The sequence below is a fragment of the Streptomyces sp. NBC_01439 genome, from assembly GCF_036227605.1.
Taxonomy (GTDB): domain Bacteria; phylum Actinomycetota; class Actinomycetes; order Streptomycetales; family Streptomycetaceae; genus Streptomyces.
This window is the reverse complement of record NZ_CP109487.1, coordinates 6,644,547-6,670,361: the sequence shown is the minus strand read 5'-3', so window position 1 is coordinate 6,670,361 and position 25,815 is coordinate 6,644,547. Positions and strand designations below refer to the sequence as shown.

The 25,815-nt window shown below is 72.6% G+C and carries 18 protein-coding genes; 13 read left to right on the top strand and 5 right to left on the bottom strand.

All coding sequences use genetic code 11. The features are described 5' to 3' along the window. Positions 1–40: 40 nt before the first annotated feature. The 3 genes from OG207_RS30225 (at position 41) to OG207_RS30215 (ending at position 4,293) form a co-directional block, all read left to right on the top strand. Positions 41–562: a MarR family transcriptional regulator gene (locus OG207_RS30225; protein ID WP_329102702.1), complete on the top strand. Its 522-nt coding sequence runs from the start codon at positions 41–43 to the stop codon at positions 560–562. Further along, entirely contained in the window at positions 559–1,980 is a 1,422-nt protein-coding gene (pdxR, locus tag OG207_RS30220; protein WP_329102701.1) for a MocR-like pyridoxine biosynthesis transcription factor PdxR, read from the top strand. The genes OG207_RS30225 and pdxR overlap by 4 nt, the downstream gene beginning before the upstream one ends. Positions 1,981–3,834: 1,854 nt before the next feature. Continuing rightward, entirely contained in the window at positions 3,835–4,293 is a 459-nt protein-coding gene (locus OG207_RS30215) for a hypothetical protein (RefSeq protein WP_329102699.1), read from the top strand. Here the strand turns inward: OG207_RS30215 and OG207_RS30210 are convergent. Further along, on the bottom strand, positions 4,286–5,206 hold the full coding sequence (locus tag OG207_RS30210; protein WP_402694937.1) for a Gfo/Idh/MocA family protein: 921 nt from the start codon (positions 5,204–5,206) through the stop codon (positions 4,286–4,288). The two genes, OG207_RS30215 and OG207_RS30210, sit on opposite strands and share 8 nt — an antisense overlap. Before the next feature lie 225 nt (positions 5,207–5,431). On the opposite strand from OG207_RS30210, the gene glnII reads away from it, so the two are divergent. Then, positions 5,432–6,451, top strand: a complete 1,020-nt coding sequence (gene glnII, locus OG207_RS30205; protein WP_329102697.1) for a glutamine synthetase — start codon at positions 5,432–5,434, stop codon at positions 6,449–6,451. A gap of 524 nt (positions 6,452–6,975) precedes the next feature. Further along, the gene (locus OG207_RS30200; RefSeq protein ID WP_329102695.1) at positions 6,976–7,572 is read left to right on the top strand and encodes a winged helix-turn-helix domain-containing protein; all 597 of its coding nucleotides are present in this window, start codon (positions 6,976–6,978) and stop codon (positions 7,570–7,572) included. A 90-nt stretch (positions 7,573–7,662) separates the two neighbouring features. On the opposite strand, the gene OG207_RS30195 is transcribed toward OG207_RS30200, so the two are convergent. Further along, positions 7,663–9,102 carry a PepSY-associated TM helix domain-containing protein gene (locus OG207_RS30195; protein ID WP_329102694.1) on the bottom strand — a complete coding sequence of 480 codons (1,440 nt, stop codon included), beginning with the start codon at positions 9,100–9,102 and terminating at the stop codon, positions 7,663–7,665. Between the two features lie 63 nt (positions 9,103–9,165). Continuing rightward, positions 9,166–9,885 (bottom strand): hypothetical protein, encoded by a 720-nt coding sequence (locus tag OG207_RS30190; protein ID WP_329102693.1) that lies wholly within the window; start codon positions 9,883–9,885, stop codon positions 9,166–9,168. An 84-nt stretch (positions 9,886–9,969) separates the two neighbouring features. On the opposite strand from OG207_RS30190, the gene OG207_RS30185 reads away from it, so the two are divergent. The 8 genes from OG207_RS30185 (at position 9,970) to OG207_RS30150 (ending at position 18,605) form a co-directional block, all read left to right on the top strand. Then, entirely contained in the window at positions 9,970–10,557 is a 588-nt protein-coding gene (locus OG207_RS30185; RefSeq protein WP_329102691.1) for a rhomboid-like protein, read from the top strand. 25 nt (positions 10,558–10,582) lie between these two features. After that, on the top strand, positions 10,583–11,377 hold the full coding sequence (locus tag OG207_RS30180) for a tyrosine-protein phosphatase (RefSeq protein WP_329102689.1): 795 nt from the start codon (positions 10,583–10,585) through the stop codon (positions 11,375–11,377). Between the two features lie 128 nt (positions 11,378–11,505). After that, a complete protein-coding gene (locus tag OG207_RS30175; RefSeq protein WP_402694929.1) occupies positions 11,506–13,446 on the top strand; it encodes a hypothetical protein in 1,941 nt (646 codons plus the stop codon). Positions 13,447–13,600: 154 nt separating this feature from the next. After that, positions 13,601–15,046, top strand: a complete 1,446-nt coding sequence (locus OG207_RS30170) for a hypothetical protein (protein WP_329102686.1) — start codon at positions 13,601–13,603, stop codon at positions 15,044–15,046. A gap of 147 nt (positions 15,047–15,193) precedes the next feature. Beyond that, complete coding sequence (locus tag OG207_RS30165) at positions 15,194–16,090, top strand: metal-dependent hydrolase (protein ID WP_329102684.1); 897 nt, start codon at positions 15,194–15,196, stop codon at positions 16,088–16,090. After that, the gene (locus OG207_RS30160) at positions 16,087–17,133 is read left to right on the top strand and encodes a PDR/VanB family oxidoreductase (RefSeq protein WP_329102683.1); all 1,047 of its coding nucleotides are present in this window, start codon (positions 16,087–16,089) and stop codon (positions 17,131–17,133) included. Before OG207_RS30165 ends, OG207_RS30160 begins: the two co-directional genes overlap by 4 nt. A gap of 24 nt (positions 17,134–17,157) precedes the next feature. After that, a complete protein-coding gene (locus tag OG207_RS30155; RefSeq protein ID WP_329102681.1) occupies positions 17,158–17,880 on the top strand; it encodes a TetR/AcrR family transcriptional regulator in 723 nt (240 codons plus the stop codon). A 188-nt stretch (positions 17,881–18,068) separates the two neighbouring features. Then, a complete protein-coding gene (locus OG207_RS30150; RefSeq protein WP_030009449.1) occupies positions 18,069–18,605 on the top strand; it encodes a GNAT family N-acetyltransferase in 537 nt (178 codons plus the stop codon). Here OG207_RS30150 and pulA read toward each other — a convergent pair. After that, on the bottom strand, positions 18,592–23,946 hold the full coding sequence (gene pulA / locus OG207_RS30145) for a pullulanase-type alpha-1,6-glucosidase (RefSeq protein WP_402694931.1): 5,355 nt from the start codon (positions 23,944–23,946) through the stop codon (positions 18,592–18,594). The two genes, OG207_RS30150 and pulA, sit on opposite strands and share 14 nt — an antisense overlap. Before the next feature lie 97 nt (positions 23,947–24,043). Beyond that, on the bottom strand, positions 24,044–25,756 hold the full coding sequence (locus tag OG207_RS30140; RefSeq protein ID WP_329102678.1) for a carbohydrate-binding module family 20 domain-containing protein: 1,713 nt from the start codon (positions 25,754–25,756) through the stop codon (positions 24,044–24,046). Between the last annotated feature and the right edge of the window lie 59 nt (positions 25,757–25,815).

Here is a 25,815-nt window from a genome sequence, read left to right as displayed (position 1 = left end):
CGATAATCTCGCTCAACGAGAGATTCCGCCAGGGGGCGACATGGACGACAGCAGGGACCCGGACCACGGGGAACCGGACCACCGGGAACCGGACCACCGGGAACCGGTAATCGAGGAACCCGACGACCTTCGACTGGTGCACCTCCTCCGCGCGGTCACCGTCGAATTCGGTCTGCGCCAAGCCGACTTCGCCGCCCGCAACGGCATGCACCCCACCGACGTACGCGCCCTGATCTGCCTGCTCGACGCGGCCCGCGCGGCCGAACCGGCCACCGCGGGCCTGCTCGGCGCCCGGCTCGGCCTCAACTCCGCCGGCACCACCGCCGTGATCGACCGCCTCGAACGGCTCGGCCACGTGGCACGCGTCCGCGACGACCACGACCGGCGCCGGACCCTGCTGCGCGTGGAGCCGGCGGCGATCCGTCTGGGCCGGGAGTTCTTCGGGCCCCTGATCGACGGGGTGCTCCAGGTGCTCGGCTCCTTCGACCCTGCCGAACGGGAGACCGTGCGCCGCTTCCTGACGGCCACCCACGCCGTCTTCGCACCGGAGCCACGCCCGTGACCGCTCCCGACCAGGGGCCCGGTGGCGCCGACCTGCACCTGGAACTCCCCGCCGGGGGCGCCCGGCGGACCGCGCTCGCCCAGGCCCTGCGCAGTGCGGTGCGCAGCGGCCGGCTGGCCGGCGGGACCCGGCTGCCGCCGTACCGGACCCTGGCCGCCGACCTCGGGCTGGCCCGCAACGCCGTCGCCGACGCCTACGCCGAACTGGTCGCCGAGGGCTGGTTCACGGCCCGGCAGGGCTCCGGCACCATGGTCGCCGAGGGAGTCGCCACCACCGACGCACCGGCCGCCCCGGCCGGGCCCGCACTCGACCGGCCCCGCCACGACCTGCTCCAGGGCAAGCCGGACGCCGCTTCCTTCCCGCGCGCCGCCTGGGCCGCCAGCGCCCGCCGGGCCCTGGCGGAGGCGCCCACCGAGGCCTTCGGGCCCGGCGATCCGCAGGGCCGCCCCGAACTGCGGCGGGCCCTGGCCGGCTACCTGTCCCGGGCGCGCGGCGTGCGCTGCGGCCCCGAGAACATCGTGATCTGCTCCGGTTTCGCCAACGGACTGCGGCTCCTGTCGTCCGTCCGGCCCCGCGACTGGGCCGTCGAGGCGTACGGGCTCCCCTTCCATCACGGCATCCTCCGGGACGCCGGGGTCCGCCCGCACCCCGTCGCGGTCGACGAGGACGGCGCCCGGCTGGGGGTGGCTCCCGGTCGAAGACTGGGAGAGGAACTCCCCTCCCGGGCCCGTACGTTGCTGCTCACACCGGCGCACCAGTTCCCGACGGGCGGCCGCCTGCTGCCCGCACGTCGGGCCGCCGCCGTGGAATGGGCCCGCGGCACCGATGCCGTGATCGTGGAGGACGACTACGACGGGGAGTTCCGCTACGACCGCAAACCGGTCGGCGCGCTCCAGGGACTGGCCCCCGAACACGTGGTGTACGCGGGCTCGCTGAGCAAGAGCCTCTCCCCCGCGCTGCGCCTGGGCTGGCTGGTCCTCCCCGACCAGCTGCGCGACCAGGTGCTGGCCGCGAAGGGGCTGCGGGAGTCCTGGGCGAGCACGCTGGACCAGCTGGCGCTGGCCGACTTCATCGAGTGCGGGGCGTACGACCGCCACGTGCGCCGGATGCGCCTGCGCTACCGGAGCCGCCGTGACCAGCTGGTCACCGTACTGGCGGCACGCGCCCCGGAGGTCCGGGTGACGGGCATCTCGGCCGGCCTGCACGCGGTACTGGAACTCCCCCCGGGTCGGGAATCCCCCGCCCTCACGGCGGCCCGCGCCGCGGGCCTGGCCCTGGACGGCCTGTCGTCCTACCAACACCCGGCCGACCCGAGCCCACCCCGCGAAGGCCTGGTGGTCGGCTACGCGGCACCCTCGGACTCGGCGTTCGCCCGGGCGCTCGACTCCTTGGCGGGGGTGGTGGGCGGGTCGGGATGAAGGGGTGGCGGGAGCTACTCGATCGGCATCAGGGATGGGTTTGGTGGTTTCCCATCAGTCCGATCGTCTCCGTGTCGGGCCGGTCCCTCAAGGGCGCTCCTTCGTCGCGTCACTGCGTGATGGCCTACGGCCACCCTTGACCGACCGTCCCGCCACGGAGAACCGAAGACTGCCGAGAAACCCCCAAAAGAACGGGCCGGGCACTCAAGGACCAGGACGGGCAGTCGGACACACCCAGGCAGATCCCGGCAGGCCACGATCCCCAGACGGGGCCCATCCCGACCCGGGCCCGGGTCAGTGGGCGCGTCCGATCGCTACGCGCCCCCCATCTCTCAGCGCCCGACGGCCGTCTTGGGCTGGGCATGGGCCGCCCACGGCCCCAGGTGCTCTCACTGATGGCGTCCGACGACCGGCCGGGGCTGGGCATAAGCCGCCCATGACCTCGGGTCCGGCGCTCGATATGCGTCCGACGACCGCCCGGCGGTAGGCATAAGCCAGCCCACGGCCCCAGGTCCTACGCTCGACCTGCGTCCCGACGGCCGCCTCGGGGCCGGACACAGGCCGCCCACGGCCCCAGGTGTTCCCACCGAACGCGCCCGGCCACCGCCTCTGGCTGGCCACAAGCCGCCCACGGCCCCGAGTCCGACGCTCGACACGCGTCCCGACGGCCGTCTCGGGGCTGGCCACAAGCCGCCCACGGCCTCGGGCGCTCTCGCCGAAGGCGTCCGGAGACCGTCCGTGGCCGACCGCGGGCCGCCTCGGATCGCTACGCGCTTCTCCATGCCCGCGGCCGGCTGTCGTCAGTGGGATGAGAGCGGATGGGAGGGGCGGACGGCCCGCAGCTCGGCTATTTCGTAGTGGATGCGGGTCAGCGCGAACACGACACCACAAACCCACTTCCAAATAGGGGCAGTTAGGGCAAACCGGCGACCTCTCGGGCCACCCGCACGCACTGACCCGCACCCACTACGAAATAGCCGCTGCTCCACGCCTCTCCGCCCCCGGATAGCCGTCAGGCGCCTCTCGAGGGAAGCACCTGAAGGTCGTCTGCGGCTTTGTGGCCGGCCGCAGACGGTCGCCGGGCATCCTCGGCGGGAACGGCCGACGCCGTGGGCGACTCATGTCCAACCCAAGGCGGCCGCCGGGGCGCGCCCAGCAAGAACACCCGACGCCGTGGACGGTTGGTCGCTGGCCCCGGCCGGTCGTCGGACGCCATCAGTGACAGCACCTGGGGCCGTGGGCGGCCCATGACCAGCCCAAGACGGCCGTTGGACGCTGAGACGTGCGGAGCGCGTAGCGATCGGGGGCGCTTCCCCCGACGCGGGCCCGGGTCGGGATGGGCCCCGTCTCTCGGTCGTGGCTCTTCGCGCCCGACAGGGATGGGTGTCTCCAACTGCCCGTCCTGGTCCTTGAGTGCCCGGCCCGTTCTTTTGGGGGTTTCTCGGCAGTCTTCGGTTCTCCGTGGCGGGACGGTCGGTCAAGGGTGGAGCGCAGCGACATCGCGAAGCGACGCGACGAAGGAGCGCCCTTGAGGGACCGGCCCGACACGGAGACGATCGGACTGACGGGAAACCACCAAACCCATCCCTGATGCCGATCGAGTAGCTCCCGCCCCCTTCATCCCGACCCGCCCACCACCCCCGCCCACCGAAGCCCCCGCCGCACCACCCGACCCCGGCCCCCTTCACCCCGCCTCCACCTCCCGACCCCTAGGGTGGCCAGAGCGGCAAATTGTGACGTACCAGATCAAAGGGACCCGTTGTGAACGAGGAGCAGCAGCCACACGGCCGGGCTGCCCGGCCGGACCTCCCCTCCGGGGCGGGCTCACGACCCGGGCGGCGGGGGGCCGACTGGATGTTCGGTGGGGTGTACGGGACCGTGCTGGCCAGTGCGCTGCTGGCCGCGCTGCACCAGAAGGGGGAGGCGTTCACCCCGTACTACGACGCCAGCTGGGTGCTGGTGACGGCTGCTACCGCCGGACTCGCGCACGGCTACTCGCACCACATGGCCTCCCACCGGGGGGAGTCCGCCGGGCACCGGTGGCGGATGCTGGGCCTGGCGCTGTGGAACGAGTGGCCGCTGATCGTGGCCGCCCTGCCCACCGTCCTGTTGCTGGTCGCCGCCGGGCTCTTCGACTGGGACGCCTACGCGGTGACCGCCGTCGGGCTGGGGCTGAACACCGCGCTGCTGTTCACCTGGGGTGCGCTCGTCGCGCTCCGCGTGGGCTATCGGCTGGGCCCCGCCTTGGCGATCGGCATGGCGGACGCCACGATCGGCCTGGCCATCATCGTGGCGAACGCGGTGATCAAGTAGGGAGCTGGGCCTCCGCCTCGGCCAGGATCTCCGTCAGTCGGGCCCCGAACTCCGCCCCGCGCGGATCCGGCACCCCCGTCCGGGCCGCGGTGAGCAGCGCGTCCAGGGCGCGCCCGTAGGCGTCCGGAACCTCGCTCCATCCGGGGAGTTGGTGCACGCCCTCGGTGCCGCGCAGTTCGAGCCCGACCCCGGCGGCCGCGCGCGGCGCGCTCAGGCTGAGCACGGCGGTGCTGGCCGCGCCGGAGGTGTGCCGAAGTGCCAGTTGGACCACGTCGGAGGGGCCCGGGGTGGCGCTGATCGCGGTGACCTCTCCGAGGACCGGGATCAGGACGGACAGGGCGTGCGGGCCGACGTCCCACAGCCCGCCCTTGGCCTTGCGCCAGGGCGAGTCGGCGTAGGCGCTGGGCGTTCCGTCGGAGGGGTAGACGGCGCCGAGCCAGTGGGCCGCGGCCGTGAACCAGCCGGTGCGTGAGGCCTGTTCCTCGACCCAGCCCGCAGTGGGCTCGGCGAAGCGCAGGGTGAGGAAGACGACGGAGGCGACCTGGTGGCGCGCGGCAGCTTCGGCGACGGCGCGGGCGTCCTCCAGGGTGGTGGCGACGGGCTTGTCGAGGAGCAGGTGACATCCCGCGGCGGCGGCGCGGACGGCCATGGCGGCCTGTACGTCGGGCGGCAGGGCGAAGGAGACGACGTCGCACTCGGCGAACAGCTGGTCGGGGTCTTCGTACACCTTCACGCCGTACTCGTGCGCCAGCTCGGCCGCGGCCTCGGGACGGCGGCCCCACACGCCGGCGAAGTCGGAGCCGGCGTGCGCGGCGAGGGCGGGGGCGTGGGTGCGGTGCGCCCAGGGGCCGGTGCCCAGCAACCCGACCCGGGGGCGGCGGCCTGCGGGAGCCACGCTCTCGACGGGTCCCACGGCGGCGTTCACATCAGACGAAATGCTCACGCGGCCAGTCTGCCCCACCCGGTCGGGCGGGCCGACACCAACCCGCACAACCCGCCCGACCTGCGGTGCAAACCTCGGTAACACGGGGTTCACACACGGGCAACGGAAGAGAAATCGCGGGCGGGCACGCTGCGGTCATCACCGCAGCGAGGAAGCAGCGACCAGCAGCACCCGCAGAGTCTGAGGATGGGTCCCGTGAGCTACAAGGCTGAGTACATCTGGATCGACGGCACCGAGCCGACGGCGAAGCTTCGCTCCAAGACGAAGATCATCACGGACGGCGCCGAGCTGCCGATCTGGGGCTTCGACGGATCGAGCACGAACCAGGCCGAGGGCCACGCGTCCGACCGCGTGCTCAACCCGGTCTTCTCCTGCCCGGACCCGATCCGCGGCGGCGACAACGTCCTCGTCCTGTGCGAGGTCCTGAACATCGACATGACCCCGCACGAGTCGAACACCCGCGCGCTGCTGCGTCCGGTCGCCGAGAAGTTCGCGGGCCAGGAGCCGATCTTCGGCATCGAGCAGGAGTACACCTTCTTCGACGGCATCCGTCCGCTCGGCTTCCCGGTGGGCGGCTTCCCGGCCGCGCAGGGCGGCTACTACTGCGGTGTCGGCTCGGACGAGATCTTCGGCCGCGAGATCGTCGAGAAGCACCTGGACCACTGCCTCGCGGCGGGTCTGAGCATCTCCGGCATCAACGCCGAGGTCATGCCCGGCCAGTGGGAGTTCCAGGTCGGTCCCGTCGGTCCGCTGGAGGTCTCGGACCAGCTGTGGATCGCGCGCTGGCTGCTCTACCGCACCGCCGAGGACTTCAACGTCTCCGCGACGCTGAACCCGAAGCCGGTCAAGGGCGACTGGAACGGTGCGGGTGCGCACACCAACTTCTCCACGAAGGCGATGCGCGAGGACTACCGCGCGATCATCTCCGCGTGCGAGGCGCTGGGCGAGGGCAGCAAGCCGCTCGACCACGTGAAGAACTACGGCGCCGGCATCGACGAGCGTCTGACGGGTCTGCACGAGACCGCCCCCTGGAACGAGTTCAGCTACGGCGTCTCGGACCGCGGCGCCTCGGTCCGCATCCCGTGGCAGGTGGAGAAGGACGGCAAGGGCTACATCGAGGACCGCCGTCCGAACGCGAACGTGGACCCGTACGTGGTGACCCGTCTCATCACGGACACCTGCTGCGCGGGCCTGGAGAAGGACGGCCTGGTCTGACGGCCAGCGCCACGAGAGCCACCGGCACCACCGGCATCACCGGGCCCACGCCCGGCCGATGACCACTGACAGCGCCCGCCGCGCCCCCCACGGGGCCGGCGGGCGCTGTCAGTCCGTGGCAGCGGCTGCGGCAGCGGCTGCGGCAGCGGCAGCGGCAGCGGCAGCGGCTCACATGGGGAGTTGCCTTTTGTCCGGGATTGACTAGGGCGTGAGCTCGGTATGTGAGATTCCCATCCATGGGGTGAGACGGGGCCTGCCCCGGAGACATGACATCTGCTTGAATGGGGCCATGGCCAGCCATTCGCACACCTCGTCAGGTCGCAGCGACCTCGAGCCTTTCTGGCCGTCCCGTCAGGATCACGATTACGACCGGGAGTGTCGCCGCGCGAAGAACGCGCCGGCCCTCTAAAGCCTCCGGGACCACCCACCTGACCTTCCCCGAGGCCTTCGGTCTGCGCGGTATCGACATCGACGACGTACGCACGTCTCCTGCCGACCACTCCGCGTGAAAGAGCTGACCACTCATGGCGAACACCCGCTCCCTCTCCTCCGTCGCCACCGCTGCGACCTCTCCCCTGTCCTATCCGCCCAGTCCGCGCCACCGGCTCCGTTCCGTTGACCGAGACGAAGTGGCCCGAGTGGTGGACTTCCTGCCGCCGGGGGCCACCTGGCTGCCCGCACCCCAGCACACCTTGCCGACGCTGCCGGGCCAGCCGCCGATGATCGGGTACCTGGTGCTCGTACCGGCCGACCAGCAGCCTCCGATCGGCTTCGCCCCGCAGGCCGTGGCCGCCGCCGCCCCGTCGGCTCCCCCCGCCCCCGCGCCCGCCGGACCGGGTGACGGCCGGGTCCGGATCGACTCGGCGCAGCGCACCGCCGAAGTCGACGGCCGCGTGCTCGACCTGACGTACCTGGAGTTCGAGCTGCTGGCCCACCTGGTGCAGCACCCGCACCGGGTGCACAGCCGGGACCAGCTGGTCACCACGGTCTGGGGCTACGGGCACGTCGGCGACGGCCGGACCGTGGACGTCCACATCGCCCGTCTGCGCCGCAAGCTGGGCGCCTCCCACCGCGCCTCGATCCAGACGGTGCGCCGGGTCGGCTACAAGTACGCTCCCTGAGCTGCCGGTTGACCTGACGACGACGGGCCCGTACTCCCCCCGGGGAGTACGGGCCCACCTCGTTCGTGACGGCCTTGCGGCCGGGCGGCTCTACGCGGCCTTGGCCTTGCGGCCCGCGACGATGCCCAGCAGGACGTCGACCGCGAGGAAGGCGACCAGGCTGATCCCGAGCAGCGGGACGAACCAGCCGGTGAGGGCGGTCACCGCGGCCAGCGGCAGCAGCACGGTCACCGGGAGCTTGCGCCAAGCACCGCGCGGCTGCGCACGACCGACGGACAGCTTGCGCTCCTTCGTCGGCCGGCGCAGCCACCACATGCGGTAGCCCCAGAAGACGAGGAACATCACGGCGACGGCGAGCGCGGCCAGCGCGATCTGGTTGACGAGACCGAAGGTCGTACCCATGTGCAGGTCGATGCCGAAGCGGGTCATCTTGGCGAGCAGCGGGTAGTCCGCGAAGCGCAGTTCGTCCATGACGCGGGCGTCCGCGGGGTCGACGGCGACCGAGTCGAAGTGCACCGGCACCAGCTTGTCCTGCTCCTTGATGACGTACCCCTTGCCCTTGGCGGGCAGGGTCACGCGGAGCGCCTCGGTGACGCCCGCCGCCCGGGCGGCGTCCACGGCCTTGTCGATGCCGACGTCGACGGTGGGCGCGGGCGGCGGGGCCATCGGCGTGCCGTCGGGCATGGTGTGCCCGGCGTGCTCGTCGGAGCCGGCGTCCGCCCCGGCGTTGAGCTGCGCGGCGACGGCGGGGGTGGCCCCGCCGAGGCTGTCCTGGAGCTGCCCGATGTTCTCGCCGGCGTACTTCGACCAGGTCAGGCCGGTTGCGGAGAGGACGACGAGGCCGGCGACGGCCCACAGGCCGACGGTTCCGTGCCAGGACAGGGTGCGGCGGCGGCCGGTGGCCCCCCGGTCCGGGAGGACCAGCTGCGACCTGCGCTTGCGGCGGCGGCCGATCCACAGGGCGAGTCCGCCGAGCGCGACCACCCACATCCAGCTCGCGGCGAGTTCGCTGTAGTTCCGGCCGAACTCGCCGAGCTGGAGGCTGGAGTGGAACTCGCTCAGCCAGGCCCGCAGCGGCAGTGCGTCGCCGGCGGTGGTGAGCTGCCCGCGCACCTCGGCCGTATACGGGTCGACGAAGACGGTGAGGGTCTCGCCCTCGCCGAGCCCCGGACTCTCCATGATCACCCGGGTGGTGGCCTCGGTGTCGGGGGCGGGCCACACGGACACGACCTCGCCCTCGGGGGCGGCGCCCTTGGCCGCCTCGACCTGGGCACTGAGCGGCAGGGCGCTCTCGCCGACGCGGGCGACGGTCAGCTCGTCGGAGTAGACGATCTTCTCGGCCTGCCAGGAGACGGCGTAGAGCAGCCCGGTGGCGGCGGCGAGGAAGATCACGGGGGCGATGAGCAGCCCCGCGTAGAAGTGCATGCGCAGGAGCAGCGGCCGTACGGCGGCCCAGCCGCCGCGCTTCTTGGCGGTCCCGGCCGGTTCGGCGTCCGGGGTGCTGACGTCTTGAGCCTCGTCAAGAGACATGGGGATCCTAGGGGTTGGTGAAGACATGGGGACTCGGGCCCCAGGTCTCACCGCTTCGCCAGGTCAGGCGTGGGCAGGCCGTCCGGGGGCCGTGGAACGCGGGAGCGGAGCGCGTCCGGGCGGCCCGCGGCGCACCACGGCATGGGCGTGCACGGCTCCGCGGAGGCGGCGCGGCCGTTCGTACCGGGCGGGGAAGACGGGCGGGGCCGGTACGGCGGCCGCCCGTGCCCGGACCAGGGCAAGCGCGCGGGCGAGCGGCCGGGCCGCGTGGAGCGCGGCGGTGGCCAGGACGCGGGCCAGTCGGAAGAAGGCGGCCTCGCCGCGGGCGAGCCAGGCGGCGCAGAGCAGTCCGGCGAGCACGTGGCCGGCGATCATCGCGGCGCCGCCGTGACCGGCCGTGCCGGCCATTCCGGTGGCGTCCGCCATCCCCGCGGCACCCGCCATGTGGGCCATGCCGGCCATGCCGGGGGCTTCGGCGGCCGTGGCGCCCGCATCCGCGGCCGACATCGAGTGGTGGCCGTGCATCGTTGCGGTAGCGGCGAACTGCTTCGCGGCCGCCCCCGAGAACACCAGGTGCAGTACGCCCTGCACGGAGAGCACCGCGGCGGTGATGCCCACGGGGCCCCGCCGCCGCCCGGCGGCGAGCCACGCAAAGCCCCAGGTCACCCCGAAAGCACCCAGAAGGCCGAAGAACGGAAGGTCCGTTCCGGACATGAACGAATGCCCGATCGCGCCCAGGGCGACGCACATCGCCGCGAATAGTGCGGCTCGCGTGGCGCGCATCGGCGCGAATGATTCGAACATGGCCGAGACATGTTCGCACGGGGTCCCTTGGTTCCCGCCAGAGGCTTATCCGATCATGAGTAGATGAATCCAATTCCGTGGGGAGCGGTGTACGCCGGAGGGGTGCAGTTCGGGGCCTACGCCCTGGAGCGCACCGGGCCGGCCGAGCGGGAGCGGCTGCTCCGGGGCTGCTCCACGAACGTCGACAATCTCGCCGCCGGACGCTGGGAGACGCTGCTGAGCAGCGCTTTCCTCGTCGAGGAGCCCATGCCCCTGCCCTACGCGCTGCTGCTCGTCGCGGTCCTCGGGTACGCCGAGTACGCGTACGGAGCGTGGTGGGTGGCCTCGGTGTTCCTGTTCGGGCACGCCGCGGCGACCCTCCTCGTCTACGGAGCCCTGCGCGGGAGCGCCGATCACGGGACGCGGCGCGCGGTGGACGTGGGGACGAGCTACGGGTTCAACACCGTGCTCGGCTCGTTGACCTCGGCCCTGCCGCGCGGAGCCGTCCGTACGGCCGCGCGGGTGGGGCTGCTGGCGCTCGCGGCGGCGCCCGTGGTCCGGCGCGGGCGCACCTTCACGGACGCCGGGCACCTGGCCGCGCTCGGGGTGGGCATCGGGGTCTCGCTGGCCTTCGATTACCTTTCCGGGCCGAATCATCAGAAAATTGCATGAACCACACCTCGCAGGAGCTGCCACGATGACCGCCACCCCGTCCACCACCGTCGCCAACCTCCGCGACCTCGGCGGCACCCCGCTCCCCGGCGGCCGCACGGTCCGCCCCGGCCTGGTCCTGCGCTCCGGCCAGCTCGACCGGCTCGACCTCGACGCCGACCCGGTGGTGGCCGGGCTGGGCCTGCGCACCGTCATCGACTTCCGCACCGACGCCGAGCGCGCCGACCACCCCGACCGGATACCCGCCGGGGCCCGGGTCCTGGTCGGTGACGTCCTCGCCGACAAGCTGAACTCCGCCAGGCTGCCCGCCGCGGTGCAGCTCAAGGACCTGCTGTCCGACCCGCCCGTGGCCGAGGAGCACCTGGGCGGCGGGCGGGCGCAGGCCCTGTTCGCCGACACCTACCGGTCCTTCGTGAACTCCGGATCCGCGCAGGCCGCGTACCGGATGCTGCTCACCGAGGCCGCCGACGCCGACTCGGGCCCGCTGCTGTTCCACTGCACGGCCGGCAAGGACCGGACCGGCTGGGGCGCGACGGTCATCCTGGCGCTGCTGGGCGCGGACGACGAGACCCTGATGGCCGAATACCTGTCCGTCAATCCGGCGGTCAAGCAGGCTTTCGCCCCGATGATCGAGGGCTTCACGGCGGCCGGCGGCGACCCGGACATCGCGCTCGCACTGATCGGCGTCTTCCCCTCCTACCTGCGGGCGGCGCTGGACGAGGTCGAGACGCGGTACGGCTCTATGGAGAAGTACGTGCGCGAGGGGCTCGGTGTCGCCGACGAGACGGTCGAGGCGCTGCGCGCCCGTCTGGTGGGGTGACCCCGCTCCCTGAACACCACGCGCCCTGACGCCACGGCCTGACGCAGCACCCCGGGCGGGGGTCCGGGCCGGGCCGGGTGGGTGGCCGGGACCGGTGACCATCCGACGATTCGCTCGTTCTGCTGAACGTGACTGCGCCGGATACCGCCACCCGCCACCTGCCTCCCGTGTCTCCCGTGCCGCCGGACGTCGAGCAGGCCGAAGCCGCCATCGTCGAGCACTACCCCCGGCTGGTGCGGCTCGCCTATCTGGTGCTGCCGCCCGCCCTCGGTCGCAACCGGCGGGTGCTCACCGCCCACTCGCTGGTCCAGCGGGCGCTGCCGCGCGGGCGGCGGGACGGGGCGGCGGCCGCGGCCGCCGTGCGGGGCGGGGTTCCGGGGCAGCGGGACGGGGCGGAGGACTCCGGGTACGCGTACGTCCGGCTGCGCGTGCTGCGCGCCGCCCTGGAGGCGGGGATCCCGCTGACGTTCCGGGCGCTGCCGCGGCGCGCGCAGCTCCCTCCGGTACTCCCCCAGGTGTGGGGGCTGCGGCTGTTCCCCCGCTCGGGCGGGGCCGAGGAGCTCGCCCTCGACCAGTGGCTGGCCACCCTCGACGGGCCGGGCCGGGCCGCTTGCGTACTGCGGGCCCTGGAACGGCTGTCCGAGCCCGAAGTGCTCCGGGTGCTCGACGAGGCCGGCGTCGCGGATCCCGCCGCCGCGGCCCGGGAGTCCGGGGATCCTGCCAACGACGCCCTGTTCGCCTCCCCCGAGTTCGACCCGTGCGTGCTCCAGGCCCGGCCCACCGACCTGCTGCGGCGGCGGCGTCTGGGGCGGGCCGCGCTGGCCGCCGGGGCGGCCCTCGCCGTGTGCGGGGCGCTGCTCGCGCTGCCCGGTGGGGGCTGGGGCTCGGACGGGGCCGCCGCCCCGCCGTACGCGCGCAACGCCGCGGCCGAGCAAGCCCTGGATCCCGCGAAGCTGGTCCGGGCCGCGCCCGCCCTCTGGCACACGTCGTCCCGTACGGACTTCTCCACCTGGCCCGCCCGCGGCGACCGGGTCGGGGACACGGAGCTGCTGCGCCGGGCACTGGCCGTGTGGGCCCGGCCCGGCCCCTCGGTGGTCACCTCGGCCACGGCGGGCACGCCCGCCGGGCCGCCGATGGGGCCGGCGCAGCTGCTGTTCGCGGGCGCCGTGGACCAGGCCGTCGTGGTCCTGATGTACGACGGCCTGCGCGTGGTCCGGTACGCCGAACCGCGGACCGGGACCGCGGGCGCCGCCCTCGACTTCGCCCGGACCGACGGCGCCTCGGCGGAGACCGCGACCGCGCTCGTGCTCAGCAGGGTCGACGGCAACGTCCGCTACCTCACCGCGCCCTGGGTCACCGGCACGGCCCTGCGGGACCTGCTCAAGCCCGCCGCCCCGGTGGTGGTGCTGAAGACGACCCCGGACGGGGTGACCCCGCCGGTGGCGGGCCCGGCGCCGGCGGGGAGCTGTACGAGCTGGAACGCGCTGGCCCTGACGGGCGACGGCGCCACGCGGCTGATCACCGACCTCGGTGAACTGACCCCGGCCCGGCTGACGTCGGGTGCGCCGGGCGCCGAGCGCGACGTGACGGAGGCCGCGGAGCTCGGGGACTGGTCGCGGATCGCCTGCCTGCTGCCGGCGGTCCGCTCGCACGGGGTCCGTACGGTCAACGCGTGGACGTACGCCAAGCAGCCGCTGCCGGAGGGCGACGGGACGGCGGCCTGGCTCTGCACGCGGGCCGAGACCTGGCAGGGGGCGGCCGATCGGGTGCAGGCGCAGTTCCTCGCCCCGGGCGCCCCGATGGCGGCGCAGGCGGCCCGCTCGGAGGGGTCGGCGGCCTGCGGGTCGCGAGAACCGCGGGTGCTGGCGGGCGTGCTGTGGAAGTCGCGGGCCGGTCAGTGGTACGTGCTGGCGGCGGGCAGTGCGCAGTTCGCCTCGCTGGCGGTGTCGGGCGGCGGGGTGAGCGGGTCGACGCACGGCAACCGGCTGGCGGTGAAGGCGCCGGCGGGTGCACAGGTGGACCTGTCGGGCACGTTGACGGACGGCACGAAGGCGGGGGTGCTGCGGTAACGCCTCGCGAGTGGGTGAAGCTTCAACCGTCAGGAACCGTCGGGTAGTTGGCGGGATCCGGACATGACGGTCGCGGTGGATACATGGCATGATCGGGTTCCGGTTACCAAGCGGTAACCCCCAACACCCCTCCCCCACCTGAAGGTCACCCCACGTGCGCACGCTCGCCCGACGCCTCCTCATACCCGGCTTGACCGCCCTCGCCCTCACCGCCACCGGCTGCGGCTCGACCCCTCACAACGACGCCGCCGAACCCGCCGCCGTCGCCCCCTCGTCCGACGGCACGTCGCAGCAGCTCGACGTGGCCGCGGCCCCCCAGGGAACGCCCACGCCGGCGGCCGTGGCCCGGGCCGATGGGAAGGGCAAGACCGAGCAGTCCACGCTGAAGGTCGCCTCCTACGACAAGGCCAGCGGTCGGGCCGTCATCGCCAAGCCCGCGCAGGAGCCGAGCCGTTCGCCCTCGCCCGGCAAGTCGTCTGGGACGGGCAAGTCCCCCGAGGCCGGCAAGTCTCCTGAGGCCGGCAAGTCCCCCGACGCCGACAAGCCCGTCGCGGTGGGCGATGTCATCGCCAGCGCACCCGCCCCCGGCGCCCCGGACGGACTGCTCGCCAAGGTCACCGAGGTCGTCGGCAAGACCGACAAGGGCACCGAGGTCAAGACCGCCTCCACCACGCTGGCCGCCGTCCTGGGCGACGACAAGGCCGACGGCAAGGTCCCCGTCGACCCGGCGGCGGTCACCGTCGAACCCCTGACGAAGGGCGTCACCTTCTCCTGGGCCAAGGGCCCGGGTCTGACCTTCGGCCCCGAGGGCGCGAAGCTGCCGCTCGGCAACCTGCGGCTCGACGTCAACGCCTCCGTCGACACCGCCCCGGACGCCCCCGCCTCGGCCGGTGCCTCGGTGTCCGGTTTCGTCCAGCTCGCCCCGCAGGTCGAGTTCGCGTACGACGGCCACACCGGCGGCGCCCCCGGTCCGCGCGGCGCCTTCCTCGGCATGAGCGGTGACTGGTCCTCGCAGTGGAAGCTCCAGGGCCGCGCCGCCGCGAGCACCGGGGCGCCCAAGCGGATCCCGTTCGCCAAGCTGCACAGCTCGCCCGTCATCCAGGTCGGCCCCGTGCCGGTCGTCGTCAACCTGGCCCTGACCTGCTACATCCAGGTGGAGGCCGACGGTCGCGTGACCCTGGACGTCCAGCAGGACGTCAAGGGTGACTTCAAGGTCGGCGGCAGCTACGCCGCGGGCAAGGGCTGGACCCCGGTCAGCGCCTCGAACGTGAAGAGCACGCCGGTCAAGGCGAGCGTCACCGCCGCCGGAAAGGTCAAGGGCGCGCTCGGCGCAGAGGCCTCCGTCGGCCTCTACGGCGCCGTCGGCGTCACCGCGGACTTCGCCCCGTACCTGCGCGGCGAGGGAGACGTCAAGGCGACCGCGTCCAGCGACGGCAAGACCTCCCTCGACGGCGCCTGGGCGCTGTACGGCGGCTTCGACCTGAGCGGGAACCTCCAGCTCCAGCTGTCGCTGTTCGGCACGCCCCTCTTCGAGCGCAAGATCCCGCTGGGCACCCTGAACCGCGAGTGGGCCCTCACGACCGGTCACATCGGGCGATAGCCCGCACGACCCGAACAACCCGTACGACCCCGTACGCACGTCGACACGCACCACTGCCCGGACGCAGCCGCGCCCGGGCAGTGGTGCGTCCGGAGAAGTCAGCCCAGGGGGCTTCTCCTCCTTCCTACCCATCAGTACATTGACGCTATGTCTAATACGCCGCTCGCACCCGCCCCCGTGGCGTCGGAACACGTCGAACTGAGGCCCCGGAACGTGTCCTTCGGCTGGGAGGACACCCCGCTCCACTGGCTGCCCGGCGACCCGTTCGCCGGGCACATGATCAATGTGCTGCACCTGTTGCTCCCCGCCGGGGAGCGCTGGTTCGTCCACGTCTACAAGCAGGTGCTCCCGTACATCGAGGACGAGCGGCTGCGGTCGGACGTCGTCGGCTTCATCGGCCAGGAGGCCATGCACGCCACCGCCCACGACGACGTGCTCCCCCACCTCAAGCGGCTCGGACTGGACCCGACCCCCTACACCGCGCAGGTGGACTGGTTGTTCGAGAAGCTCCTCGGCGACCGGACCCTGCCGCCGGGCCGGGCCCGCCACTGGTGGCTGATGGAACGGGTCGCGATGATCGCGGCGATCGAGCACTACACGGCGTTCCTCGGCGACTGGGTGCTGAACGCCGACGCGCTCGACCGGCGGGGCGCCGACCCCACCATGCTGGACCTGCTGCGCTGGCACGGGGCGGAGGAGGTCGAGCACCGCTCGGTGGCCTTCGACCTCTTCATGCACGTCGACGGCACCTACCGGCGCAGGGCCCGGACCTGGGCGACCGCCTTCTCGGCCCTGGTGTTCCTGTGGCAGCGCGGGGTGCGCTTCTTCATGGAGAACGACCCGCACCTGGTGGACGGCAAGGCTTCCTTCGGGAAGTTCTTCGTGGCGGGGCAGCAGGGGGTGCTCCCGTCGACGGGAGCGATGCTGAAGTCCGTCCCGAAGTACCTCTCGCGCAGCTACCACCCCTCGCAGGAGGGCTCGACGGCCCAGGCCGTGGCGTACCTCGCCGCCTCCCCCGGTGCGAACGGCGGGGTACGGGCATGAGGCGCGCCCTCGCGGTCACGGCCGCCCTGGGCGCGGTCTGGGTGACCCGGCGCGCCCTGAAGCGCCGCATCGGCGACTCCCCGTTGTGGCCACTGCCCGCCCTGGAGGTGCCGGTCTCGGGCCGCTCCCCGCGCCGCGCGCTGCGGGCGCTGATCGTCTCCCGTACGGAGCCGGCGCAGGGCGTGCTGCTGCTGACCCTGGAGTCGCCGGACCTCCCGGCCTGGACCCCGGGAGCGCACGTGGACGTCACCCTGCCCTCGGGCATGGTCCGCCAGTACTCGCTGTGCGGCGACCCGGCGGACGGGGGCCGCTACACGATCGCGATCCGGCTGGTCGAGGACGGCCGGGGCGGCTCCCGCGAGGCGCACGCCCAGCTGGTCGAGGGCGCCGAGCTGGAGCTGCGTCCGCCGCGCAACCGCTTCGAGCTGGTCCCGGCGGCCTCGTACGCCTTCGTCGCGGGCGGCATCGGCATCACCCCGATCCTGCCGATGCTGCGGGCGGCCACGGCGGCGGGCGCCGACTGGACCCTCCTCTACGGGGGCCGCACCCTCGACTCGATGCCCTTCCTGGACGACCTCGCACCCTACGGCGACCGGGTGTCGGTCCTCCCCGAGGACGAGACGGGCCTGCCCGACCTGGCCCCGGTGGCCGCGGCGGCGCCCGGCACCCTGGTCTACTGCTGCGGTCCGGAGCCGCTGATGCGGGCCGTCACGGAGGCGGCCGCGGATCCGGCGGCGGTGCACCTGGAGCGGTTCGCCCCGGCGGGCGAGCCCGGTCCGGGGCGGGCCTTCACGGTCGAACTGCGCCGCTCGGGCCGGGTCGTCGAGGTCGCGGCGGACGAGAGCGCGCTGGCCGCGGTGCGCCGGGAACTGCCGGACACCCCGTACTCCTGCGAGCAGGGTTTCTGCGGGACCTGCCAACACCGGGTCCTGGCGGGCGGGGTGGATCACCGGGACGAGCTCCTCACGGACCAGGAGCGCGGGGACTCGATGCTGCTGTGCGTCTCCCGCGCGAAGGGGGACCGACTGGTCCTGGACCTGTGAACGCTCCCCAGTAGGCTGTTCCGCATGACAACCGGGGTGCGACGCAGGATGGGTGTCGAGGAGCGGCGGCAGCAGCTGATCGGGGTTGCCCTGGAGCTGTTCAGCCACCGCTCGCCCGACGATGTGTCGATCGACGAGATCGCGGCGGCCGCCGGGATATCCCGGCCGCTCGTCTACCACTACTTTCCGGGCAAGCTGAGCCTGTACGAGGCCGCGCTGCGGCGGGCGGCCGACGAGCTGGCGCTGCGGTTCGTGGAGCCCCGGGAAGGGCCGCTCGGGGCGCGCCTGCTGCGGGTGATGGGGCGGTTCTTCGATTTCGTCGACGACCACGGCCCGGGTTTCTCGGCTCTGATGCGCGGTGGTCCGGCCGTCGGCAGCAGCCGGACGAACGCGATGATCGACGAGGTCCGACAGGCGGCGTACGAGCAGATCCTCACGCACCTGGGCGTCGGGCTGGAGCGCACGCCCGCGCGCCTGGAGCTCGTGGTGCGGTCCTGGGTGTCGCTCGCCGAGTCCACCGCACTGATCTGGCTGGACGGACGCCGGATCCCGCGGGGCGAACTGGAACTGCAGCTGGTGCACGACTTCGCCGCGCTGGCCGCCGTGAGCGCCGCGTACGACGCGGAGATGGCGGGGATCCTCGTGGGGATCCTGGCCGGCGAGCCCGCCGACGGGCCGTTCGGGGAGCTGGTCGCGCGGCTCGGTGCGCTGGTGCCGGGCGGGGCGTCGGAGACCGTTCCGGGCTGAGGACCGGGCGGACGCCTGCGCAGCTATCGGGCGGGCGCCGGACCAACTGCCGGGCGGGCGCCGGAGCAAGTGCCGGGCGGGCGCCGGAGCAAGTGCCGGGCCAAGTACCGTGCGGGGTAGCGAAGTCGTGCTGAATCCACACCGAATCCGGGGTGTGGCGGCCGGCCATGATCACCGATAATGCCGGCGTGATCATTGATGACGAGATCCTGTTCCGGCCGGCCGAGGAGAAGGACGCCGGCACGCTGGTGCAGCTGTACGACCAGGCCGCCCGGTGGATGCGCAAGCACGGGATCGATCAGTGGAAGCCCGGCGACAAGGACGCCGCGCACTTCCGGTCGAAGATGCGCGAGGGCGAGGTGTGGCTCGCCGCCGATGCCGACGGGCGCGTGTGCGGGGCCTACGAGTTGTGGTGGTCCGACGAGGAGGCCTGGGGGGTCCAGCCGCCCGTGGCCGGCTACGTGCACCGGCTGATGGTGGCGCGCGAGGTGGCCCCCGCGGGGGCCGGGCGGCGCCTGCTCGAACACGCCGAGCGGCGGACCGCCCGGACCGGTCGGGAACGGGCGCGGCTGGACTGCGTCTCCACCAACCCCCGGCTGCTCGCGTACTACCGGGGTGCGGGCTACCGGGTGGTCGGGGAGCTCCCCAACAAGGAGGGGAAGGACGGCAGGACCTACGGGGTGATCCTGCTGGAGAAGCGGCTGGACCGGCTCAGCGCCGTGTGAAGACCGAGACGGTGCGGGCGGGGACGGTGAACTCTCCTGTCTTCGCGTCGTACGCGGACTGCTTGACGGTGGCGTCGGAGCCCGCGGCCTGGACCGGGTGCAGCCGGTAGCCGGTGCCTGCGAGGGCGGGGACGCGCTGTGCCTGGGCGGTGGGGGCCGCGTTGAAGACGACCACCAGGTCGCCGAGGGTCATGGTGATCACGCCCGGGGTCTCGTCCTTGCCCGAGAGGGGGAAGGCCAACCGGGACTGGACCGCCTCGGTCGTGGTGAGGGCGAAGTCGGGCTCGGTGGTGCGGATCCGCAGCAGGTCGCGGTAGGCGGCCGAGGTGGCGCCGATGTCGGTGCAGGTGGGTGCCGCTCCCGTGAGCAGCGGCTTCGCGTAGGGCCACTTCGAGGCGTTGTCGGCGGCCGGGGGCAGACCGCGGCCGAAGCCGTTGCCGTCCCGGCAGTCCCAGTGGATGGCGTTGAACCAGTCGCCGCTGTCGTAGGAGTTGCGGTCCAGGGACTTGGAGCGGAGCAGGTCCGTGCCCGCCTGGGAGAGGGCCGGGCCCTGCGAGAGGGTGGCCGTGGCCATGGCCAGGACCTGCATGCGGGCCTGGTCGCGGGGAGCGGTGCCGGTGGGGAGCTTGTAGCTCAGGGCGTCGGCCAGGGATTCGTTGTCGTGGGCGTCGGCGTAGGCGAGGGCGTCGCCGGGAGCGGCCGCGTAACCGGCCGGGGCGCCGTTGTAGTCCAGCTCGGAGCCCTTGATGCGGCGGCCGGTGGTGTCGGTGAAGGAGTACGGGGCGAGGTTGCCGGAGAGCCCGACCTTGATCAGGTCCTGGGCGTGCAGGAGGCGGGCCTTCTGCTGTTCGGCGGTGCCGTTCGCGGGCGAGGCGTTCGGGGCGGTGAACAGACCGGACGCGAAGCCCTGGACCCGCGGGTCCTCGTCGAAGGGGCCGCCGCCGCGGACGGCGTCACGGGCCCGGTCGGAGAAGGTGGCGATGCCGGTTCCGGCCATGTTCTTCTGCGTGGCCTGGACGAAGCGGGCGTCGTCGGCGATCTCGCCGAAGTTCCAGCCCTCCCCGTAGAGGACGATCTTCTTGCCGTCGACCCCGTCCTTGGCGACCGTCAGGGCGTCGAGGGCGGAGCGGACGGCCAGGATGTTGGCCTTCGGGTGGTGGCCCATCAGGTCGAAGCGGAAGCCGTCGACCTTGTACTCCTTGGCCCAGGTGACGATCGAGTCGACGACCAGGCGCCCCATCATGGCGTTCTCGGGGGCGGTGTTGGCGCAGCAGGTGGAGGTGGCGACGGAGCCGTCGGCCAGCAGGCGCTGGTAGTAGCCGGGGACGATGCGGTCGAGGACCGACTTGTCCGACTGGCCCGCGGCGACGGTGTGGTTGTAGACGACGTCCATCACCGTGCGCAGTCCGGATCCGTTCAGGGACTGGACCATCTTGCGGAACTCGACGGTGCGGGCCGTGCCGTTCGGGTCGCTGGCGTAGCTGCCTTCGGGGACGGTGTAGTGCAGCGGGTCGTAGCCCCAGTTGTACGCGTCCTTCGCCGCGGCGGCGGCCACGCACGCCTGCTGTTCCTGCGAGTCGGGGGCGTACACCGTGAGCTCGCAGGCGGGCTCGGTGCGGTCGGCGGCCTTCTCCGGGATGGTGCCGATGTCGAAGGCCGGCAGGAGGTGGACGTACGAGGTTCCGGCGGCGGCCAGGTCGCGCAGGTGCCGCATGCCCGCCGAGGCGGTGTCGGTGAAGGCCAGGTACTGGCCGGGGTGGGTGGTGGTGCGGTCCGCGACGGAGAAGTCGCGGACGTGCAGTTCCTGGATCTGCGCGGAGGTGAAGGGGACGGGGGCGGGCTTGCGCAGGGTCTTCCAGCCGGGCGGGGCGAGCTTCGGGTCGGCCAGGTCCACGACCAGGCTGTGGATCGAGTCCGCGGTGAGGGCGGTGGAGTAGGGGTCGGTGACGAGGTTGCGGACCACCTGGCGGGTGCTCGGTGCCCAGACGGTCACGTCGTAGCGGTAGGGCTTGCCGGTCCAGGAGCGTTCGCCGCGCACCGACCAGACGCCGGTGGCGTCGTCGCGGCGCATGGCGACCGTGCGGCCGTCGAGTTCGAGGGAGACCTGCTGGGCGGTGGGGGCCCAGACGGAGAGGGTGGGACGGCCGTCCTTGAAGACGGGGCCGAGGGAGGCGGTCGTCGCGTACAGGTCGTCGAGGACGCCGGCGAGTTGGACGCCGGTGGCGGCGAGGACCGCGCCGTTCGCGGCGCGGGCGCTCGCGACGAGCTGGCCGCGCAGGGCCTCGCGGACCCGGTCGCGGTCACGCGGGTCGACGGTGTAGGCGCCGTAGGCGGCGAGGTGCGGGAACTTCTGCTTCTGGGCGGCGGTGAGCTCGCTCTTGCCCAGCCGCAGCCACTGGGCGCGGCCGGTCAGGGTGCCGTTCTCGGCCTTGACGGCGCCTTCGCGGGAGGCGAGGAGCTGTACGGAGGCGGCCGCGGCGGGAGCGTTCCAGGCGAGGGTGTCGCGGTCGATCCAGACGGCCTGGGACTTGGTGAGGTCCAGTGCGGCGGCGGAGCCGGCGGGCTGCGGGAGGAGGTACTGCTCCTGGCCGCCCAGCATCCACACCTCGTGGCCGGTGGCCTTCAGGTCCAGGGAGCGGTCGGTGGGGAGGTCCTTCTCGTCGCCCTTGTGGAGGATGTAGCTGAGGCTGGTGGCGCCGGGCGCGAGCGGGACCTCGTAGACCGCGCCGTAGGAGTCGGTGCGGGTGGGCGGGAGCGGCTTGGACCAGTCGGTGGGGTTCGCGGCTCCGGTCCAGACGTGCAGGCCCCAGCCGTCGTAGGCGCGGTCGGGGCGCTGGTAGTGCAGTACGGCCTTGGCCTGGTCCTGCGGCGGGTAGGCGGGGCGGTCGGTGCGGGCGGGTTCCTTGCCCTGCTCCAGCCAGATCTCGCCGGTCTTCGTCAGGTCGATGGTGCGGTCGGCGGCGACGTCCTTGTTGCCGTCCTTGTCGATGACGAGGTAGCCGACGGAGGAGGCGCCGGGCTTGAGCTTGACGTGGGCGAAGGCGCCGTAGGCGTCGCGGCCGGTGAAGTCGTGGCCGGCCGGCCACGGCGTGGCCTCCCCCTCGGCGAGGTCGCCCCAGGCGTACAGGCGCCAGTTGCTGTAGTCGCCGTCGGGGCGGTTGTAGTGGACGACGGCGTAGTCGCGCTGGGTGGCGGTGGGGATCTCGGTGGGCGGGGCCTGACCGGTGGCGGAGGCGGCGAGGGCGCTCGCGGTGCGGCTGGCGGAGTCGACGACGACGGCCTTGTAGCGCAGGGCGGTGCCGGCCGGGGTCTTGGCGTCGAGGTGCTGGGTGACCTTGTAGGGGGCGTGGTCGGCGGTGCCGAGGACCTGCCACTTCTCGTTGCCGGTCTGGGCGGCGAAGACGACGCGGTTCAGGCCGCCGCCGCTGACGTCTGCGGAGAGCTCGACGGTGCCGGTGGCGCCGGCGGCCGGGGCCTTCAGGGTGAGGGTGGGCTTAACGGCGGGCTTGGCGGCGGGGGTCACGGCCTGGAGGACCACGGAGCCGAGGGCGGGAACGGGGACGGTGATCTTGCCGGCCGCCGAGGCACGGATCAGCGCGGTGCCGCCGTAGAGGGTGCGGTACTGGGCGCCGGCGGGGGCGTCGAGCTCGACGGTGCGGGATGCGGCGCCGTTGTTGGCGGCGACCAGGTACTCGGTGCGGGTCTTGGCGTCGGTTCGGGCGAAGGCGTAGACGGAACCGTCGGCGAAACGTTCGCTCTGGATGCCGTCGCGCAGGGCCGGGTGTGCCTTCGTCAGCTTCGAGAGAGCACTGATCTGCTGGTAGAGCGGGTGTCCCGGATCGTAAGCATCGCTCGCGTGCGTGCGCACCGTTCCGAGCTGGTCGTCGTCCAAGTAGTCGGCGACCTGCGTGGCGAACAGCGGCTGCCGGGCGTCCTTGTCACCGCCGGCGCCCGTGAAGCCCTGCTCGTCACCGGAGTAGATCACCGGGTTGCCCCGGGCGAAGAACATCAGCTCGTTGGCCAGCCGGTAGCGGTCCAGCAGCTCCTGCTCCCCGGCCCCCGGCCGGTCCTGCTTCAGGAAGGTGGCGAACCGGCCCATGTCGTGGTTGCCGAGGAAGGTCACCTGTTCGTAGGCGTTGGCCTTGCCGGAGGTGTACCGGTAGTCGTCGCCGAGGACGGAGGCCAGCCGGCCGGCCGCCGCGCCCTGGGAGGCGTACCCGCGGATCGCGTCCTGGAGCGGGAAGTCGAGGGTGGCGTCGAGCTTGCCGCGGGTCACGTACGGGGAGGTGACGGCCGTGTCGGCGGAGTAGACCTCGCCGAACATGAAGAAGTCGTCACGGCCGCGCTTGGCCGCGTAGGTGTCGAGGGCGGTCGCCCACTGCGTCCAGAACTCGGTGTTGACGTGCTTGACCGTATCGATCCGGAAGCCGTCTATTCGGAAGTCCCGCACCCACTTCTCGTAGATCTTCTCCATCCCGCTGACGACCTCGGGACGCTCGGTCCACAGGTCGTCGAGACCGAAGAAGTCGCCCTGGTCGGAGGACTCGCCCGCGAAGGTGGAGTCCCCGCGGTTGTGGTACATCGTCGGGTCGTTCAGCCAGCCCGGCACCTTGAGGTTCTTCTTCGCGTCCGGCACGAAGGGCGTCCTCGGGAAGGACTCCCCGTCCACCTTCGGGAACTTCGTCTTCCCGGCGCCGTCCGCGTAGTCCTTGTCGTCGAACGGCACGCCGTCCTTGGTCAGGTAGGGGAACGCCCCCTTCGACAGGTAGGAGTACGACGCCTCCCGGTAGTCCACGACGTCGGCGGTGTGGTTGGTGATGACGTCGAAGAAGACCTTCATCCCCTTCCCGTGCGCCTTGTCGATCAGCCGCTCCAGGTCGGCGTTGGTCCCGAAGTGCGGGTCGACCTGCGTGAAGTCGGTGATCCAGTAGCCGTGGTAGCCGGCGGAGACGTCGGCCCCCTTGCCCTGCACCGGCTGGTTCTTAAAGATCGGCGCCAGCCAGATGGCCGTGGTGCCGAGCCCCTTGATGTAGTCGAGCCGGTCGGTGAGCCCCTTGAGGTCACCGCCCTGGTAGAAGCCCTTGTCCGTGGGGTCAAGGCCGGTCTCCAGGCGCGAGCCGGTCAGGCCGCCCCGGTCGTTGCCCGGGTCGCCGTTCGCGAACCGGTCCGGGAGCACGAAGTAGAACTGCTCCCGGGTCAGGTCGTGCCGGGCCGGTTCGGCGGCCAGTTTCGCGTCCGTGGGCGGGGCTGGCGGCCCGCTGGTCGCGGCCGCGGCGGGGAGGGCGGGCAGGAACGTCACGGCCAGGGCGGCGGCGAGCAGTCCTGCGGCAGGGCGTATCAAGGCAGGTCTCCTTGTGTACGTGTCGCATGGATGAGGGCCGCCCGGCGTGGTGGCGGGGAGGATGGTGCCGGACGGCCCTGGTCTGTGGAGCGGCGGCTCAGTTGCGCCAGGTGTCGGCCAGCGTGACCTTGCCGCTCGCGGGGACGGTGGCGGTGCGGTTGGCTCCGCTCTCCCAGGTGACGTTCCCGGCGGCGTCCTTGCGGAGGTACTTGTACGAGAACGCGGTCCCGGCCGGGAGCGTCACGTCGAGCTTCCAGACGGGGTACGCGGCCGGGTCGAGCTTCAAGGCGCCGCCGGTGTTCCAGTTGCCGAGTTCGGCGCGGTCACCGGTGACGTAGACGTTCTGTCCGGGAACGGTGGTGGCGCCCACGCCGAAGGAGGCCCCGGCGGAGCCGGCCGGGGTACCGGCGCAGGTGCGGGCCCCGGCGTGCAGGGCGAGGGCCGTCCCGGCGGCGACCGTGGCGGTGAACTGCCCGCCCGAGGCGACGGTGACCGTCCGTCCGCTCTGCACGTCGCAGTAGTCGCCGCCCGGCAGCGAGGTCTGGAAGGTCCGGGTGAGCGCGGAGCCCTCGTGGTTGATCGCCACGTACGCCTTGGTGCCGCGCCCGAAGGCGATCTGGTCCCCGCCGTTGTCCCACCAGTTCGTGACGCCCTGACCGTGGGCCACGTTCCGGAAGCCGACCATGGAGGAGATCTCCCGCCAGGCGTGCTGGCACTTCCAGCCGTCGGAGTAGCAGGCGTTCACCGTGCCCCCGACCGGCGGGCCGGCGTCCTTGTCGCTCCACTCGTAGCCGGAGTGCACGTCGGGCGAGCCGTAGGGCCAGGCCAGTGCGAAGACGTTGGCCAGCGTGTAGGCGGACCCGTCCTTGTAGCTGAGGGTGTCGCCGCCCCGCTCGGTGTCGTGGTTGTCGACGAAGACCCCGGCCTGCCCGCTGGGCATGTACCCCCAGGCCTCGCCGAAGTTCTTCAGGTAGGCGAGGTTCTCGCTCTGGAAGACCCGCTTGAGGTCCCGGGCGTACCGGAACTCCTGCACGTCCCCGTTCCCGAGGTACTCGCTCGGCGAGACGGCCTCCCCGGCCCCGAATATCGCCTCCTGCTTCCAGTACGCGCCGGGCTTGGTGAGCCGGGACTTGATGTTGGCGAGGTCGGCGGCGGGCATGTGCTTGGCGGCGTCGATCCGCAGGCCGTCCACGCCCAGCGACAGCAGGTCGTTCAGGTACCCGGCGATGCGCCCGCGCACGTAGTCCTCACCGGTGTCCAGGTCGGCGAGCTGCACGAGCTCGCAGTTCTGGACGTTGCCCCGGTCCTGGTAGTTCGAGATCGAGGCCCGGCAGTCGTCCATGTCGGCGCCCGAATAGAGCCCCGGATACCCGTACTTCGTGTACGAAGACCCGCCGGTCCCGGTGAGGGTGGCTCCGGCGTCCGCCGGTCCGGCCATGTGGTTGATGACGGAGTCGGCGACGACCTTCACCCCGGCGGCGTGACAGGTGTCGATCATGGCCTTGAAGGCGGCCCGGTCCCCGAGCCGCCCGGCGATCTTGTAGCTGACGGGCTGGTACGAGGTCCACCACTGGCTGCCCTGCACGTGCTCCTGCGGCGGCGAGACCTGCACGTACCCGTACCCGGCGGGCCCGAGGGAATCGGTGCAGGCCTTGGCGACGGAGTCGAAGCGCCACTCGAACAGGACGGCGGTGACGTCCTTCTCGCCGGGGGGCGCGGCGACGGCCTGCGGCCCGAGGCCCGTGAGGGTGGCCGCGGCAAGTGCGGTGGTGGCGCAAAAGGTTGCAGCTCTGACGGCTCTGGCAGGCATGCGGGGGCCTCCTGGCGGAAGAGGTGGGGATTGGAGCGACCGTAGGGGCCAGGTAGGAG